The following is a 14572-nucleotide window of genomic DNA, read 5'->3' as shown; positions in this document are numbered from 1 at the left end:
CGTGGTGGATCCGCTCCTGGTCTTCGATGTGGCCCTCGGGCTCGCCATCGTCATGCTGGCCGTCAGCGTGCTTGTGGTGCGGGACCGCTTCGCGATGATCGTGCTCGTCATCGTTTTTGGGTTGATGAGCGCGCTCGCCTGGGTGCGCCTGGCAGCCCCGGATGTGGCATTGGCCGAGGCGGCCATCGGCACCGGGCTGACCGGGGCACTGCTGCTTGCGACCTGGCAGCAGGTGCGCGCTGACCCGGAACGTGGGCCATCGCTTCCCAGGGGTGTTTTGGCGGCCAACGTGGGGCTCTGCGCCCTCATCCTCGCCGGACTGGTCGCGGCATTTCTTGCGACACCGCTGGGCACAGCTGGCCTGGGTGGAGCGGTGGCAGACAACCTGGCCAACAGTGGCGTCGACCATCCGGTGACTGCGGTGCTCCTGAACTTTCGCGCCTACGACACGCTGATGGAGGTGGTGGTACTGCTCGTCGCGATCATCACGGTGTGGATGATCGACCGCGGCATCGTCCAGGCACCAGGGCCAGCACTGGGGGACATCCATCGCAGCTTCGCCCGCCTCGTCCTGCCGGTGATGATGATCATCGGTGCCTACCTGCTCTGGGCGGGGGCGTCTGCGCCGGGCGGTGCCTTTCAGGGCGGCGCGGTGCTGGCGGCCGTAGGAGTTCTGCTCCTGATGACCCGGCACTATCAACCACAGCCCGCGCACCGACCGCTGGCGCGGGTGGTGTTCGTCCTGGGTTCCGCGAGCTTTGCCACCGTGGCGCTGCTGGTGGCCGCCGGCGACCGGGTCCCCTTCGAGTATCCGGCAGACCACGCCAAACCCCTGATTCTTCTGATTGAAGGCCTGGTCACCCTGTCCATCGCCGCAACGCTGGCAGCGCTCTTTCACGGCCGCGAGCCCGAGGCGATCCGTATCGAGGAGAAACGTTCATGAGCACCGGACTGATCTTCGGCCTGACCGGCCTTGCCGTCTTCATCATCGGACTCTGCGGCGCACTGATACTGGTCGATCCGCTGCGCCGGCTGCTGGCGCTCAAGCTGTGCTCGGTGGGGGCGAGCTTCATGCTCATCGTCGCCGCCTGGAACGCACCACCCGCCACGCCTGATCCCGTACCGCATGCGCTCGTGATCACGGGGATTGTCGTGATGATCAGTGCCACCGCAGTGGCGCTCGCCCTCATCCGTCGCCTGCACACGCTGGAGCAAGAGCAAAATGACTGAGATGCTGGCCATCGACTGGCTGACCGCCGTCATCTTTGTCCCGCTCGCGGGGGCGATGCTGGCCTTCCTGCTGCCCCGCCAGGCCCACCTGGTGGGTGTGGGTGCCATGGCGCTCACCGCACTTGTCACCATTGCGCTCGTGCTGCAGGTGCTGACCGAGGGAGCGATGATCACGCACCTGGGCAACTGGGAGGCGCCGCTGGGTATCGACCTGCGTGTCGACGGGCTGAGCGCGATACTCCTGGCCATGACCGCCGGCGTGGGTCTGTTGGTCAGCCTCGGCGCGCTCGACAGCTACGCCAGTCGCCGCGTCCCCGAGCGGATGCGTCGTTATTTCTGGCCCCTCTGGCTGTTGCTGCTCAGCGGCCTGAACGGCGCCTATCTCTCCACGGACCTGTTCAACCTCTACGTGATGCTGGAGGTGATCGCCCTGGCTGCTGTGGGCCTGACGGTGCTTTCGGGCCGGATCGAGGCAGTGCGCGCGGGGCTTGAATACATGTACGCCTCCATCCTGGGGGCCCTTCTCTTCCTGATGGGCGTGGGCTTCGTGTATCTGGAGCTCGGGCGGCTGGATTTTGCGGGCCTGCTCGCGGCCAACTCCTCGCCTGCGCTCAGCGCGGCGCTGGCGCTGATGGTGGCGGGGCTCGCCCTCAAGACGGCCCTGTTTCCTCTCCATGTCTGGCTGCCCCAGGCCCATTCCAATGCCACTGCTCCGGCCTCAGCACTGCTCTCGGCGCTGGTGGTGAAGGTGTCACTCTACATCGTGCTGCGATTGGCGCAATACATGCTGCCACCCTCCGAGATCCTGGTCGCACTCATCGGCGTCCTGGGCTTGGGCGCGATCCTGTGGGGCTCGATCCAGGCCCTGCGGGCTGAACGGCTGAAGCTTCTGGTTGCATGGTCCACGGTGGCGCAGATCGGGCTCATCTTCGTAGCTTTTGCGCGCGCAGGGGCAGACGGGGTGGCGGAAAGCTGGAAGGCAGCGGCGCTCCTGATGCTTGCTCATGCCATCGCCAAGGCCGCGATGTTCCTGGCCGCCGGGCGCATCAAGGATGAGATCGGCCATGACCGCATCCGCGATCTCGACCGCTCACCCATCCGCCCGACGCTCGCCCAACTCAGCTTCGCCGTTGCCGCGATCAGCCTGGTTGGTCTGCCGCCAAGCCTCGGCTTCGCGGGTAAATGGATCCTGATGGAGGGCGCGATGACGAACGGATACTGGCACTGGATTGTGGTGACCATGACCGCGACGATGCTGAGCGTGGCCTATTTCAGCCGGGTTCTGACCGGATTTCTGCGCTTCGATCGGCAGCGCACCCCTGCGGGTGAGCATCAGGGCTGGGCGCTGGCCGATGCCGCGCCGCTCACGCTGGCGCTCTTCGCGCTGGGTCTGGGCCTCTTCGCCGCACCAATCCTGAGCTTCATGGACATCGGCTATCCCTTCGGTGCAACGCCATGAACGACGCATCACTGTTGCCGCTCATGATCCTCATGACCCCGCTGTGCGCGGCTCCGCTCTTGTTCGCACTGCCCGAACGCAGTGCCCGGCTGCGCACGGCCATCAATCTGGGCGCAGCATTGCTCAAGCTTGTGCTGGTCAGCTGGCTCAGCTGGAAGGTCAGTCAGGGCGTGATCTACGATCTGCGACTGACGGTCCTGCCGGGGCTTGAGTTCAACCTGCAGGCCGATCCGCTGGCGATCCTGTTCATCGCGCTTTCGGCGGTGCTGTGGCTGATCACCACGGTCTATGCGGTGGGCTACCTGGAGAAGGGACCGCACCGGGCACGTTTTTTCGGCTTCTTCAGCCTCTGCGTGGCCGCGACGGTGGGCATCGCGCTGGCGGGTAACCTGTTCACCTTCCTCATCTTCTACGAGATACTCACGCTCGCCACCTATCCGCTTGTGATCCATTACGGCACCGCGGCGGCGCTGCGTGCGGGGCGGATCTACCTGATCTATACCCTGGGCGGGGGGCTCGTGCTGCTCCTGGGGACACTCGGGCTCTGGGTGCTGGCGGGCAGCACCGATTTCGTCCCCGGCGGTATTCTGGCCGGGGTCGCGGAAGACTCCCCCCTGGCCGCACAGTTGCTGTTCCTCGTGCTCATCATCGGGCTGGGGGTCAAGGCGGCACTGGTGCCGCTGCACAGCTGGCTGCCCATCGCCATGATCGCCCCGGCGCCGGTTTCGGCACTTCTGCATGCGGTCGCGGTGGTCAAGGCCGGCGCCTTTGGCATCATGCGCGTTGTCTATGAGGTGTACGGGATCGAGACGGCGCAGCTCCTCGGGCTGACCACGCCGCTCGCGGTGCTGGCGGCGGTGACGATCCTCTATGGCTCGATCCGGGCACTCGGCCAGGACGACATCAAGCGCCGGCTGGCCTGGTCCACGGTCAGCCAGGTCAGCTACATCGCTCTGGGCATCGCGCTGGCCAGCCCCATCGCGGCGATCGGCGCACTCGCGCATCTGATCCATCAAGGCATCATGAAGATCACCCTGTTCATGGTGGCGGGCAACCTGGCCGAGGGGCGGGGAATCAAAAAGGTCAGCCAGATGAACGGCGTGGGTCTTGCCATGCCGGGCTCCATGGCAGCCTTCACGCTGGCCGCGCTTGGCATGATCGGCCTGCCACCGCTGGCCGGATTCGTGAGCAAGTGGTACCTGGCCGCGGGCGGACTCCAGGCAGGACAAGGCTGGGTCATTCCGCTGTTGCTGGGGTCAAGCCTGCTCAACGCCGCCTATTTCCTGCCGATGATCCACCGGGCCTGGTTCCGAACCCCGGACACCGCGCCACAGCAGGGGCTCGTGCGTCGGCGCATTGGCTGGATGCTCGCCGCGCCGCCCATCGCAACCGCCGCGCTCGTGCTGATTGCCGGGGGGCTGGCCAATGCGCCCTTCAGCCCGATTGAATGGACCCGATTCATTGTCACCCTCGAATATTCGCAGGAGGCGCTGTAATGGCTATCGCGATCGCCCTGCCCCTGGCACTGCCGACACTGCTGGCCCTGCTCATGGTGCTGCCAAAGGCGCGCCCCTTCATCTGGCGGCTGATGCCGCTGGCAGCGCTGCCCGCACTGGCGCTGGCGCTGCTGGCCCCCATGCCACTGAGCATCAGGGGTGAGTGGCTGCTGATGGGGGCCACCTTCGGGCTCGATGAGGTCGCACGACTGTTCCTGGGATTCACCGCGGTGTTGTGGATTGCGGCCGGCGCAGCGGCGCGGGAATGGTTCAGCGGCACGCCGGGCGAACGCGGCTTCGCAGTGTGCTTCCTGTTGGCGATGACCGGTAATCTGGGGCTGATTCTCGCGCAGGATGCGCTCGGCTTTTACGCTTTCTTCGGCCTGATGAGCTTTGCCGCCTATGGACTGGTGGTACAAGCGCGCTCGGAGACGGCCTTCAAGGCCGGTCGACTCTACATCGCCTTTGTCATCCTGGGGGAGTTGGCGCTGTTTGCCGGGCTTGCGCTCGCCGCCAACGAAGCCGGATCGCGCCTGCTGGCTGATCTGCGTGCCGCTGAACTCTCGGGGCTCACGGCATCACTCCTGCTGGTGGGCTTCGCGGTCAAGCTCGGTATCATGCCGGTGCATTTCTGGTTGCCACCGGCACATGGCGCAGCCCCGGTACCGGCAAGTGCCGTGCTGTCGGGTGCCATGATCAAGGCCGGGCTGTTCGGCATGCTGGCGACGCTGCCCATGGGTACGCAGGCCATGCCCGACCACGGCACGGTGATGATGGCGGCGGGGCTCGTCACGATCTTTGCCGCGGTGCTCCTGGGGTTGAGCCAGGACAACCCCAAGAGGGTACTGGGCTTTTCCAGCGTGAGCCAGATGGGACTGATCGCGGTCGGTTTCGGGGCCGGGTTGATGGCACCTGCTGCCTGGCCGGCGCTCCTGCCCGTGCTGGTGTTCATGGCGGCGCATCACGCATTGGCCAAGGGCGCACTCTTTCTAGGTACTGGGCTGTTTGGCGCCCAGACGGGGCGTACTGGACGGGTGCTGGTGCTCAGCCTCCTTGCCGTGCCGGCGCTCGTACTGGCGGGAATGCCCATGACCTCGGGCGCACTGGCAAAGGAGGCGCTGAAATCAGCCCTGGCGGCGGGCTCCGAGGCATGGCTTCCCTGGCTGATCGTGGGGGTGACGCTGTCGGGTCTGGCCACCCTGCTCCTGATGGCACGCTTCGCCGTCACCCTATGGGCAAAGGCCCCGGTCACCCCGCACGCTGCCCCTCCCGAGGGGCTGGTCCTGCCGACCCTCGGTCTCGCGGTGGCTGCGGCTGCACTTCCGCTCGTTTGGTCTTCAGCCGCCGGGGCCCTCGCCGCACCCATCAGCGCTGCCGGACCCACCGAGGCCTGGCCACTGGCCACGGGCGCCGCACTGGCCCTTGGCGCCTGGATTCGCGCTCGTGCCCTTGCGGTCGGGCCACAGGTGTTCAGGGATCAGATCGCCCGTCCCTTCGTACTGGTGGCCAGTGGTGCCGAAAAGTTCGTCGCCCGCCAACGCCGCGCCGCAGCGCGCATCGGGCGCCGCGTCCCTGCAATCGTCGGCGAGCGTGCCAGCCACTGGCGGCTCGGACAGACCGCGGTGGCCGCGCTGATCGTCGCCGTGCTGATCATCGAGGCAAATGGTTGGAAATGAGTACCTATGACGTTGCGCTCTCAGAGGTCTTCGGATCCTCGTCCTGGACCACCATCTCACGGTATCCATGCCACATGGCGAAGCCGATCCAGGGAAACACCACGATCAGCGCGATGAGTGCGGTCAGCACCGACAGGCCGAACAAGGCGGTGATCCACGCTGCCCAAACCAGCATGGGAATCGGGTTTCGGCTGAGCGCCTTCAGGCTGATCGCCATGGCGTCCACAACCCCTGCGTGGCGATCCAGCATCGCAGGTACCGTGACCACACTCAGCGCGAAGGCAGCAACGGCCAAGGCAGCACCCGCCACCACCACCCCTATCAGGGAGACGATGCCGCGGGTAGTGGACAGCATGGTGCCGAGCAACTCACCCAGGCTCCCCGGTTGGCCAAGCACGCCCACATTCATGACGCCGATCCACAGGGCCATGTAGCCGGTCCAGATGAGGAACATGGCAGCCAGCATGGCCGCAAACAGCCACAGGGAGGAGCCCAGCGCCGGTAAGGCTCGAAAGCTTTGTCCGATACCCGGATTGCCCTGATCACCATGCTCCAGGTGTCGAGCGAGTTCATTGACTCCCACCGCCAATGCAGGCCCCACCAGCAGAAATCCGGATATCAATGCCATGGTGAGCCATGGCTGGCCCCAGGTGAGCCAGAGAATCCCCAGCCCGAAGGCGGCAACCAGTAACCCATGAACCAGGCCTGCCGGTGCCCGCCAAAGATCTTTCCATCCCAGTACCAGCCATCGCAGGGGCGCATCGGTGGATATTTGTCGAATGGGCGGCGTACCGCTATCCAAGGTCTGCCGTGGTTGAATTTCGCCTGAATCTTCTGGATACCGGCGCTTGATCAGGTTGTCCACGATGACATCTCCTTTGGCTCGGCTGGGGTCAGTGTTGGCCCTCAACTTAACCTAGCAGATGACTCGGAAGATTTCTGTCGATGACAACGACAGAAGACGCCTTTCATTTGAAAAGATGCGGGATCTGCGGAATGCCCAAGACGGGCATCAATGGCCGGCATGGCCTGGCTTGCCGCGATAAAAGGCTACCGATCGGCGGGAATGGGAGGATAAGGGGTACTGACAAGAGACAGTCCTTCGTGGGCGAGGACTGGAGCAGGACGGGGTGTTGAGGCGCTGGTGGAGGAATGGCCCGGATGCCGGGCGGGATGAACGCTTCGTAGCCATCCCGCCCGGAAGATCGGGTGTCAGACACCTCGTGGCCAGTTAGGCCAGGGTCGACTTGCCCGTCTGAGCCTGCATCGCAACCTGCTCGGTCGTGTCGACCAGGGAGGCAGTGTGCATCCAGTTGAAGCGCTCAGTGCTCAACAGGATGAAGTGGATCAAAAGGGCCAGCACGGCCAGGAATGCAAACAGGGCAACCAGCGCTCTGCGCGGATCGAACAGCAGCCAAGTACGCCACATATTGAAATCTCCTATATCGGAAAGAACCTGCTTTTACTGCTTCGCTGAGGGTACTGCGTCAGACCTGATTCGCCATTCAGGCGAAGGGTCTTACCAGGACACACCCCAGGGACGCCACATCCAGGCCAGAACGTGAGCCACGGCGGCAACCGCCAGGAAGCCCATCATGCTGGTCATGAACACACCATGAAACTCCATGGCTTCCTCTTCGTTCAGCCCCGAAAGAGAACCTTTCGTTTCACCCATCATTTGAATAGCCTCCAAATCAGCCTTATCGACATACACCGCGTCGACACAACGCGATCACTCACAACGAGGCCGACACTACACCGGAAGAAGTTCCACAATAGTGATCCAGAACAACTAAATCCCGGAATCCGCCTAAAACCACCCCTGGAGCGGGAACTCATGGAACCCATCCGGTGGATGGTGGGCGGCTTCTTTCGGGTGGCGCATCCCGGTCCCGGCCGAGGTGCGCTGCCCGCGGCTGCGATGCTAACCGTTGGCGACTTGACCATCGCTGGCCTGTCCGGGCACCCGAGGCTGTAATCGCTCGAAGAGACTGTCCACGGCGAGGGCCAGGAGTCCGATCATCACCGCTCCCTGAATGATATAGGGGGTATTGCCATTGACGATGCCGGAGATGATGGGGTCACCCAGATTACTGGCCCCCACTGTCGCCCCCAGGGCCGCGGTGGCCACATTGATGGTCACCGAGGTGCGGATGCCGGCCAGGATCACCGGCGCCGCCAGCGGCAATTCCACCTGAAGCAATACCTGCCTTGGGCTCATGCCCATACCCCGGGCCGCCTCCAGCACCTCCGCAGAGACCCCCTGAAGACCTGCCAGGGTATTGCGCACGATGGGCAGCAGACCATACAGCACCAGGGCCACGATCACCGGCACCGTTCCAAAACCCAGCAACGGCACGGCCAGCGCCAGCACCGCCACCGGCGGGAAGGTCTGACCGATGGAGGCCAGTTGCGCCACCATGGGCATGAAATCACGCCCGGCCGCCCGCGTGACCGCCACGGCCGCCCCCACCCCCACGACGGTGGCCAGCAGCGCCGCCACGGCCACCATCAGGACATGCTGCCCCAGCAACACCAAAAAGCTCTCCCGGACGTAGATCACCTGGCGAAGATCCGGCTCCAACAGGCGAAACAGGGGCTCCAGGGTGGTCATGCCCACAGCCAGCAGCAGCAGGGCCGCCAGCCAGATCAGGGGCACGACAAAACGCCATCGGGATCGTCGATTGACCGCCTCGCCCTCCTTGATGGCCACGTCACTCATGACATGCCTTGTGCAGCAGTACATCCAAGGAGAGTTGCCCCACAAGAGAGTCGCCCTCATCCACCACGAGCAGATGCCGTGTGTGATGCCACAGCATCAGTGACAGGGCCTGGTTCACCGTGGCGTGCCGACGCACCCTCGGCGCACCTTCGGCCTCCCGTGTGACAGGCAGCATGCGCTCCTCCACCCGAATCAGAGCCGCCTCCTTGAGCCCCCGATCATCCCCGCCCAGCAAGGACGCCACGAAATCATCCGCCGGTGCCCGCAGCAGTTCAGTGGGGCTGCCCTGCTGCACGATGCGCCCCGCGTGCATCACCACCAGCCGATCGGCCAGTGTCAGGGCCTCGTCCATGTCGTGGGTGACGAAGACGATGGTCTTGTCCAGGCGATGCTGGAGGTCGCGCAGCTCCCCTTGCAGGGTCTGGCGGGTGATGGGATCCAGGGCCCCGAAAGGCTCATCCATCAACAGAATCTCCGGGTCGGCTGCCAGAGCCCGTGCCACCCCTACGCGCTGGGCCTGGCCGCCGGACAACTGGTGCGGGTACTTGTGGGCAAACTCCGGCGGCAGCCCCAGCAAGTCCATCAGCGCCTCCACCCGTTCCTGAATGCGTGACCCGGGCCACTGCAGCAGGCGGGGCACCAGCCCGATATTCCGACCCACCGTCCAGTGGGGAAACAGCCCGGTACTCTGGATGGCATAGCCGATGCGGCGGCGCAACTGATCCTCCTGGAAATCCCGGATCGGTTGACCGTCCAGATGGATCTCACCCTCGCTGTGCTCGATGAGCCGGTTGATCATGCGCAGGGTGGTGGACTTGCCGCAGCCGGAAGTCCCCACCAGCACACAGAACTCACCCCGTTCCACCCGCAGCGAGATGCGGTCCACCGCCGTCTCGTCGCCAAACCGCCGGGTTACGTCAAAGAGCTCGATCATGAGGCCTCCCGCCGTCGCATTCGTTCCGCCAGGGCGCCCAGCAGGGCATCGGCCACCAGCGCCATGGCGATGATGGGCAGCGCCCCCAGCAGCACCAGGTCCATCGCCGCCTGCCCCAGCCCCTGAAAGATGAAGGTGCCCAGCCCACCGGCGCCGATGAGGGCTGCCACGGCCGTCAGGCCGATGGCTTGAACGGTGGTGATACGGATGCCCTCCAGCATCACCGGCAGGGCCAGCGGCAGGCGCACCTGGAAAAAGACCTGCAAAGGGCTCATACCCATACCGCGGGCCGATTCGATCACGCCCGGATCCACCCCTTCCAGGGCCACGTAAGTATTGCGCACCATGGGCAGCAGGCTGTACGCCACCAGGGCCAGCCAGGCGGGAGCCCAGCCAATCCCGCTCACGCCCAGGGCACCCAACCATTGCACCTGATTGCCCAACCAGGCCAGTGGCGCCAGCAAAAGCCCGAACAGGGCAAGGCTGGGAATGGTCTGCAGGGAGTTCAGCACCCCGAACCCCAGGCGCCGCAGACCATCGAAACGACGCATCGCCAACGCCAGGCCCAGGCCAATCACCAGGCTGGCGCCCACCGCCGCCCCCACCAATGCCAGGTGATAGAGCACGGCTTCCAGGAATTGCTCGCTGCGGGCCTGGTATTCCTGAACCAGCGCCAGCGGCGTGAGCCATTGGCTCAAGGCCACCCCCCAGATCAGGATGATGAACGACAGCAGGCTCCACACCCACACGCGGCGCAGCCCCAAGCGAATGCGCAACTCCACCAGCACCAGCAACCACAGGAACAGCAGCACCCAGAGACCGGGGCCGATGCCCACCCGCGCCTGAGGCATATCCGGGTCCAGCACGGCCACAACAGCACCGGACAACCACAGGGGCATGGCCACCAGCAGCCCCATCACCAGCCCCAGGGCTGTCCAGAGCCTGGCAGAGGTGGGGCGCCAGGCCAGCCACACCACGCAGGCCATGGACACGGACCCCAGCAGCGTGACCATCCACCCCAGGGCCTCAACCGGACTCAGGGGCGTTCCCTGCACCAGCCGGTTGGGGGCCACGCTGAGGGCATCCAGTCCCAGCCAGGCCAATAGCCCCAGACTCATCAGGCTGACCAGGACCCGATTGGGCCTGGCTTCATGGACCATGGGTGATTTACTCGTTCAGGTCCGCGAGGAAATCAGCCGCCACACGCCGGGGAGACACCCCCTGCACCGCCACCTGGCCATTGAGGTGCTGCAGGGTCTCCATATCCAGCGCCCGGAACACGGGCTCCAGCAGCTCAGCAATCTCCGGGTGGGCTTCAAGAACCGTCTGCCGGACCACCGGCGCCGGCTGGTAAACCGGCTGCACACCCAGGGTATCCTCCAGCACCACCAGATCCAGGGCCTGAATACCACCGTCGGTACCGTAGGTCATGGCGGCATTGACACCACTGGTCTGACGGGCGGCAGCGCGCATGGTGGCTGCCGTATTACCCCCCGACAGCACCAGCAGCTGATCCGACCGCAGTTCGAATCCATAGGCCGACTGGAAGGCCGGCAGGGCCTGCTCCGACTCGACAAACTCGGCGCTGGCGGCAAACCTGAAGTCCCCTCCCCCATTGAGATAATCGGCCAGGTCCTCCAGCGTGACGAGACCCTGAGCCCGGGCCAGATCACCGCGCACACTCATGGCCCAGGTATTGTTGGCATCGGCCGGAGTGAGCCAGATCAAGCCGTTTTCCGCATCCCGCTCGCGCACGGTGGCGTAGGCCTGTTCGGCGTCATGCCAAACGTCGCTGTCGGTCATGTCGAAGAAGAAGGCACCGTTGCCGGTGTATTCGGGGTAGATGTCGATGTCCCCGGAATTCAATGCCCCGCGCACGATACTCGTGCCCCCCAACTGCAGCCGATCACGAACTTCGATGCCACCCGCCTCAAGCCGCTGGAGGATGATCTGACCCAGCACGGCACCCTCGGTATCAATCTTCGAAGACACCACCACCGGCTTGCCGGCCTGGGCCACGGAAACGGCGCAAAGGGCACCAAGCGCCAGCGCAAACAGTCCTTTCATGAAGCGAGACATGGGTGTTCCATTGATTGTGGATCTGGCGGGAGTATAAGGGCCGCCTTGTGGTCGACTCCAGCTTTCGGGGCCCTTCCCGCTCACCCGGGAACACGTCCAGCGAGTCCCCATCCAGGGGTTGATCCGGGCTGGCCCCTGCTCGGGCGGACGGCGTAGAATGAGGATTTTTTCTTCAGCCAACACCCTCGGATAAGTCCCATGGCCAACTCCCTGCACGAACAGCTCCTGAAAGCGGGGCTGGTGGATGAGAAAAAACTCAAGCAGGCGCGGCATGCCTCGCCCAAGAAGAAGAAGAAGAAGGGCAAGGGCGCGGCCACGGCGGAACCGGCTCAGCCCAGCGCCGCCGAAGAGGCCCGGCGCCGGGAGGCGGAACGCTCACGCGAGCTGAACCGCCAGCAAAAGGAGGCTGCCGAGCGCAAGGCGCTGGAGGCGCAGATCCGGCAGTTGATCGACGCCCATCGCCAGGATCGGGAAGGTGGCGACATCCCCTACAACTTCCAGCACGGCAAGTTGATTCGCCATCTGCACGTCACCCCGGAACAACGGGATCGACTGGGCAACGGGCGCATGGCCATTGTCACCCTGGGGGATGGCTACGAGGTGGTGACCCGGGAAGGGGCCGACAAGATCGCCGAACGCGATGCCGACCGGGTGGTGGTCTGCAATGACCCCGAACCCCGGGACAAGGCCAGGGAAGAGGACGACCCCTACGCCGGTTACGAGATACCGGATGACCTGATGTGGTGAGCTTCAACCATGCCAGGCGGGCTATCCGGCCAGCGCACAGCCCGCCGCATGACCGGATGCCCAGGCCCACTGGAAGTTGAAGCCGCCCAGATGGCCGGTGACATCCACCACCTCGCCAATGAAATACAGCCCTGGATAGGCCCGGCATTCAAGGGTCTTGGAGGACAGGGCGTCCGTATCCACCCCGCCCACCGTAACCTCCGCCACGCGATACCCCTCGGTGGCCGACGGCCACACCTGCCATGACTGGCACACCCGCTCCACCTGGGCAATGTCCTCGTCACTGAGCTGATCCAGGGGCTTGCTCTCCACCCAAAGATCACACCAGCGTTGCGCCACCCGTCGGGTGAGCCGCTCTCCCAGCAGGGTCTTCAATTCCATCTTCGGACGTTGCGTACGCACGCTACGGATGTGATCGCCCAGATTCACGCCCGGAAACAGATCAATCTCCACCGGCTGCCCCGGCTCCCAGTAGGACGACACCTGCAACACCGCCGGACCGCTCAGCCCCCGGTGGGTGAACAGCAGGTTCTCCCGAAAGCACTGGCCATCAAACCCTGCCTCGGCGTCCAGGGCGATGCCGCTCAGGTCCTCCAGGCGTTTGAGGGCCTTGCCCTCCAGCGTGAGGGGCACCAGCCCGGGGCGTGTGGGGCGCACGGGGATATCCAGGGATCGGGCCAGGTCAAAGCCGAACCCGGTGGCCCCCATGGTGGGAATGGAATAGCCCCCGGTGGCAATCACCAGGGCGTCGGCCTGCACGGTGCCCGTTGGTGTGTCCACCTGATGGGGCGCGCCGATGCGCACATCCTTGATGGCGGTGCGGGTGCGGACCTCCACATTACCGACCTCGCATTCCGCCAGCAGCATGTTGAGGATGTCCTTGGCGGAGCGGTCGCAGAACAGTTGGCCGTGTTCCCGTTCGTGGTAGGGAATGCCGTAGCGCTCCACCAGGGCAATGAAGTCCCAGGGGGTAAAACGGCTCAGGGCGGATTTGGCGAAGTGGGGGTTGGCGCTGATGAAATCCTCGGCGGTGCAGTGCAGGTTGGTGAAGTTGCAGCGCCCGCCGCCGGACATGAGGATCTTCTTGCCCGGCTTGTTGGCATGGTCCAGCACCAGCACGCGCTGGCCCCGTTGCCCGGCCACCCCGGCGCACATGAGGCCGGCGGCACCGGCGCCGATGATGAGGACGTCATAGTGGGGATGGGCGGTCGGCATGGTGGCGAAGTTTAACGAATCAGCGGGGGTTGATGGGATAAAAGCCGGCAGGGTGAGGGCCGTCGATGGCAGAAGGGCATCGGGCTCAATCCGACTTGATGGGCCCCCGTAACGCCTTCGTCCGTCCCCGCTGAACCTTCTTCTCCAGACGTCGCCGTTTGGAGGCCAGCGTGGGCCGCGTGGGCTTGCGCTTCTTCACTGGCCGCCCTGCCTCCTGGATCAGATCCCGCAGGCGCTCCAGAGCATCCTCGCGGTTCTGTTCCAGGGTGCGGAAACGCTGTGCCTTGATGATGACCACCCCATCCTTGCTGATACGCTGATCCGACATGCGCAGCAACCGATCCTTGTACAAGCGCGGCAGCGAAGAACGCTGAATATCAAAGCGCAGGTGTACCGCCGAGGCCACCTTGTTCACGTTCTGACCGCCCGCCCCCTGAGCGCGGATCTGGCTGATCTCCACCTCCCAGTCGCCCAGGGTCACATTGTTGGAAATATGCAGCATGACAACTCACCGTGGTGCCGGCCGACCACTCAGGGCGGAGATGGGAATCTGACCCGTTTCCTCCATGGTGATCAAGCGGCTGAAACCACCTGCGTCCAGCCGTGCCCGCACCTTGTAGTTCAGGTGATCGCGATCGGCGCGGGCCATCAGATCATTGAGCAGGCGCAGGCTGTTGATGAGATCCAGCCCCGCCTCCACCTCGAAGCGCGACTCACCAAACGCCGGGATGGTCTCAAGGTCGCTGGCCACACCGGTGATCAACTGGTGCCCCTCGAAATCCACAGCATAGCTCATCCCCCGCAGGGGCAGGCTGGCCGGGTTGGGGTTGACCACCCGCAGGCCCAGGGCAAACCGTGGCGCCATGCCCTGGTTGGGCACGGCACGAAAGGACTCCAGGCTCACCGACGGCGTCTCGAAGTCACTGCGCATGGCCGCGCAACCGCTCAGCAACAGGGCACCGGAAGCCAGCAGGAGACGACGTCGTGTGATGAGCATGGAAAGACTCCAGTGAG

16 protein-coding genes are annotated in these 14572 nt (G+C 64.7%); 6 read left to right on the top strand and 10 right to left on the bottom strand.

Annotated features, from left to right (window positions below):
* Position 1: 1 nt before the first annotated feature.
* Genes ECTOBSL9_RS09970 through ECTOBSL9_RS09950 form a run of 5 tightly spaced genes read left to right on the top strand, consistent with a single transcriptional unit; the run spans position 2 to position 5861 of the window.
* Positions 2 to 943 carry a hydrogenase subunit MbhD domain-containing protein gene (locus ECTOBSL9_RS09970; RefSeq protein ID WP_082829856.1) on the top strand — a complete coding sequence of 314 codons (942 nt, stop codon included), beginning with the start codon at positions 2 to 4 and terminating at the stop codon, positions 941 to 943.
* Positions 940 to 1230 (top strand): NADH-quinone oxidoreductase subunit K, encoded by a 291-nt coding sequence (locus ECTOBSL9_RS09965; RefSeq protein ID WP_063464910.1) that lies wholly within the window; start codon positions 940 to 942, stop codon positions 1228 to 1230. The genes ECTOBSL9_RS09970 and ECTOBSL9_RS09965 overlap by 4 nt, the downstream gene beginning before the upstream one ends.
* A complete protein-coding gene (locus tag ECTOBSL9_RS09960) occupies positions 1223 to 2689 on the top strand; it encodes a complex I subunit 5 family protein (protein ID WP_063464909.1) in 1467 nt (488 codons plus the stop codon). Before ECTOBSL9_RS09965 ends, ECTOBSL9_RS09960 begins: the two co-directional genes overlap by 8 nt.
* Entirely contained in the window at positions 2686 to 4185 is a 1500-nt protein-coding gene (locus ECTOBSL9_RS09955; protein ID WP_063464908.1) for a complex I subunit 5 family protein, read from the top strand. The genes ECTOBSL9_RS09960 and ECTOBSL9_RS09955 overlap by 4 nt, the downstream gene beginning before the upstream one ends.
* The gene (locus tag ECTOBSL9_RS09950; protein WP_063464907.1) at positions 4185 to 5861 is read left to right on the top strand and encodes a complex I subunit 5 family protein; all 1677 of its coding nucleotides are present in this window, start codon (positions 4185 to 4187) and stop codon (positions 5859 to 5861) included. The genes ECTOBSL9_RS09955 and ECTOBSL9_RS09950 overlap by 1 nt, the downstream gene beginning before the upstream one ends.
* 4 nt (positions 5862 to 5865) lie before the next feature.
* Here the strand turns inward: ECTOBSL9_RS09950 and ECTOBSL9_RS09945 are convergent, their stop codons facing one another.
* From ECTOBSL9_RS09945 to ECTOBSL9_RS09915, 7 genes are all read right to left on the bottom strand, one after another.
* On the bottom strand, positions 5866 to 6726 hold the full coding sequence (locus ECTOBSL9_RS09945; protein WP_063464906.1) for a DUF2189 domain-containing protein: 861 nt from the start codon (positions 6724 to 6726) through the stop codon (positions 5866 to 5868).
* A 366-nt stretch (positions 6727 to 7092) separates the two neighbouring features.
* Positions 7093 to 7290 carry a light-harvesting antenna LH1, alpha subunit gene (gene pufA / locus ECTOBSL9_RS09940; RefSeq protein WP_025280862.1) on the bottom strand — a complete coding sequence of 66 codons (198 nt, stop codon included), beginning with the start codon at positions 7288 to 7290 and terminating at the stop codon, positions 7093 to 7095.
* A gap of 90 nt (positions 7291 to 7380) precedes the next feature.
* A complete protein-coding gene (gene pufB, locus ECTOBSL9_RS09935; protein WP_025280861.1) occupies positions 7381 to 7539 on the bottom strand; it encodes a light-harvesting antenna LH1, beta subunit in 159 nt (52 codons plus the stop codon).
* A gap of 246 nt (positions 7540 to 7785) precedes the next feature.
* Positions 7786 to 8583, bottom strand: a complete 798-nt coding sequence (locus ECTOBSL9_RS09930; protein ID WP_063464905.1) for an ABC transporter permease — start codon at positions 8581 to 8583, stop codon at positions 7786 to 7788.
* Entirely contained in the window at positions 8576 to 9517 is a 942-nt protein-coding gene (locus ECTOBSL9_RS09925; protein ID WP_063464904.1) for an ABC transporter ATP-binding protein, read from the bottom strand. Before ECTOBSL9_RS09925 ends, ECTOBSL9_RS09930 begins: the two co-directional genes overlap by 8 nt.
* Complete coding sequence (locus ECTOBSL9_RS09920) at positions 9514 to 10677, bottom strand: ABC transporter permease (protein ID WP_063464903.1); 1164 nt, start codon at positions 10675 to 10677, stop codon at positions 9514 to 9516. The genes ECTOBSL9_RS09925 and ECTOBSL9_RS09920 overlap by 4 nt, the downstream gene beginning before the upstream one ends.
* 7 nt (positions 10678 to 10684) lie before the next feature.
* A complete protein-coding gene (locus tag ECTOBSL9_RS09915; RefSeq protein WP_063464902.1) occupies positions 10685 to 11596 on the bottom strand; it encodes an ABC transporter substrate-binding protein in 912 nt (303 codons plus the stop codon).
* A 198-nt stretch (positions 11597 to 11794) separates the two neighbouring features.
* Here ECTOBSL9_RS09915 and ECTOBSL9_RS09910 point away from each other — a divergent pair, with 198 nt between their 5' ends.
* Positions 11795 to 12343: a DUF2058 domain-containing protein gene (locus tag ECTOBSL9_RS09910; RefSeq protein WP_063464901.1), complete on the top strand. Its 549-nt coding sequence runs from the start codon at positions 11795 to 11797 to the stop codon at positions 12341 to 12343.
* A 21-nt stretch (positions 12344 to 12364) separates the two neighbouring features.
* Here ECTOBSL9_RS09910 and ECTOBSL9_RS09905 read toward each other — a convergent pair whose 3' ends face one another.
* From ECTOBSL9_RS09905 to ECTOBSL9_RS09895, 3 genes are all read right to left on the bottom strand, one after another.
* The gene (locus tag ECTOBSL9_RS09905; RefSeq protein WP_063464900.1) at positions 12365 to 13558 is read right to left on the bottom strand and encodes an NAD(P)/FAD-dependent oxidoreductase; all 1194 of its coding nucleotides are present in this window, start codon (positions 13556 to 13558) and stop codon (positions 12365 to 12367) included.
* An 85-nt stretch (positions 13559 to 13643) separates the two neighbouring features.
* A complete protein-coding gene (arfB, locus tag ECTOBSL9_RS09900) occupies positions 13644 to 14060 on the bottom strand; it encodes an alternative ribosome rescue aminoacyl-tRNA hydrolase ArfB (protein WP_063464899.1) in 417 nt (138 codons plus the stop codon).
* 6 nt (positions 14061 to 14066) lie between these two features.
* Positions 14067 to 14555 (bottom strand): LEA type 2 family protein, encoded by a 489-nt coding sequence (locus ECTOBSL9_RS09895; RefSeq protein WP_063464898.1) that lies wholly within the window; start codon positions 14553 to 14555, stop codon positions 14067 to 14069.
* Between the last annotated feature and the right edge of the window lie 17 nt (positions 14556 to 14572).

It is taken from the genome of Ectothiorhodospira sp. BSL-9 (assembly GCF_001632845.1).
Taxonomy (GTDB): Bacteria; Pseudomonadota; Gammaproteobacteria; order Ectothiorhodospirales; family Ectothiorhodospiraceae; genus Ectothiorhodospira.
The sequence above is the reverse complement of the archived record's forward strand: the minus strand, read 5'-3'. Positions and strand labels throughout refer to the sequence as shown.

Bases quoted from the DNA above. Each gene is read 5' to 3' on its own strand.
- ECTOBSL9_RS09965 (WP_063464910.1), top strand. From the start codon at position 940: ATGAGCACCGGACTGATCTTCGGCCTGACCGGCCTTGCCGTCTTCATC.
- ECTOBSL9_RS09960 (WP_063464909.1), top strand. From the start codon at position 1,223: ATGACTGAGATGCTGGCCATCGACTGGCTGACCGCCGTCATCTTTGTC.
- ECTOBSL9_RS09955 (WP_063464908.1), top strand. From the start codon at position 2,686: ATGAACGACGCATCACTGTTGCCGCTCATGATCCTCATGACCCCGCTG.
- ECTOBSL9_RS09950 (WP_063464907.1), top strand. From the start codon at position 4,185: ATGGCTATCGCGATCGCCCTGCCCCTGGCACTGCCGACACTGCTGGCC.
- pufA (WP_025280862.1), bottom strand. From the start codon at position 7,290: ATGTGGCGTACTTGGCTGCTGTTCGATCCGCGCAGAGCGCTGGTTGCC.
- pufB (WP_025280861.1), bottom strand. From the start codon at position 7,539: ATGATGGGTGAAACGAAAGGTTCTCTTTCGGGGCTGAACGAAGAGGAA.
- ECTOBSL9_RS09930 (WP_063464905.1), bottom strand. From the start codon at position 8,583: ATGAGTGACGTGGCCATCAAGGAGGGCGAGGCGGTCAATCGACGATCC.
- ECTOBSL9_RS09925 (WP_063464904.1), bottom strand. From the start codon at position 9,517: ATGATCGAGCTCTTTGACGTAACCCGGCGGTTTGGCGACGAGACGGCG.
- ECTOBSL9_RS09920 (WP_063464903.1), bottom strand. From the start codon at position 10,677: ATGGTCCATGAAGCCAGGCCCAATCGGGTCCTGGTCAGCCTGATGAGT.
- ECTOBSL9_RS09915 (WP_063464902.1), bottom strand. From the start codon at position 11,596: ATGTCTCGCTTCATGAAAGGACTGTTTGCGCTGGCGCTTGGTGCCCTT.
- ECTOBSL9_RS09910 (WP_063464901.1), top strand. From the start codon at position 11,795: ATGGCCAACTCCCTGCACGAACAGCTCCTGAAAGCGGGGCTGGTGGAT.
- ECTOBSL9_RS09905 (WP_063464900.1), bottom strand. From the start codon at position 13,558: ATGCCGACCGCCCATCCCCACTATGACGTCCTCATCATCGGCGCCGGT.
- arfB (WP_063464899.1), bottom strand. From the start codon at position 14,060: ATGCTGCATATTTCCAACAATGTGACCCTGGGCGACTGGGAGGTGGAG.
- ECTOBSL9_RS09895 (WP_063464898.1), bottom strand. From the start codon at position 14,555: ATGCTCATCACACGACGTCGTCTCCTGCTGGCTTCCGGTGCCCTGTTG.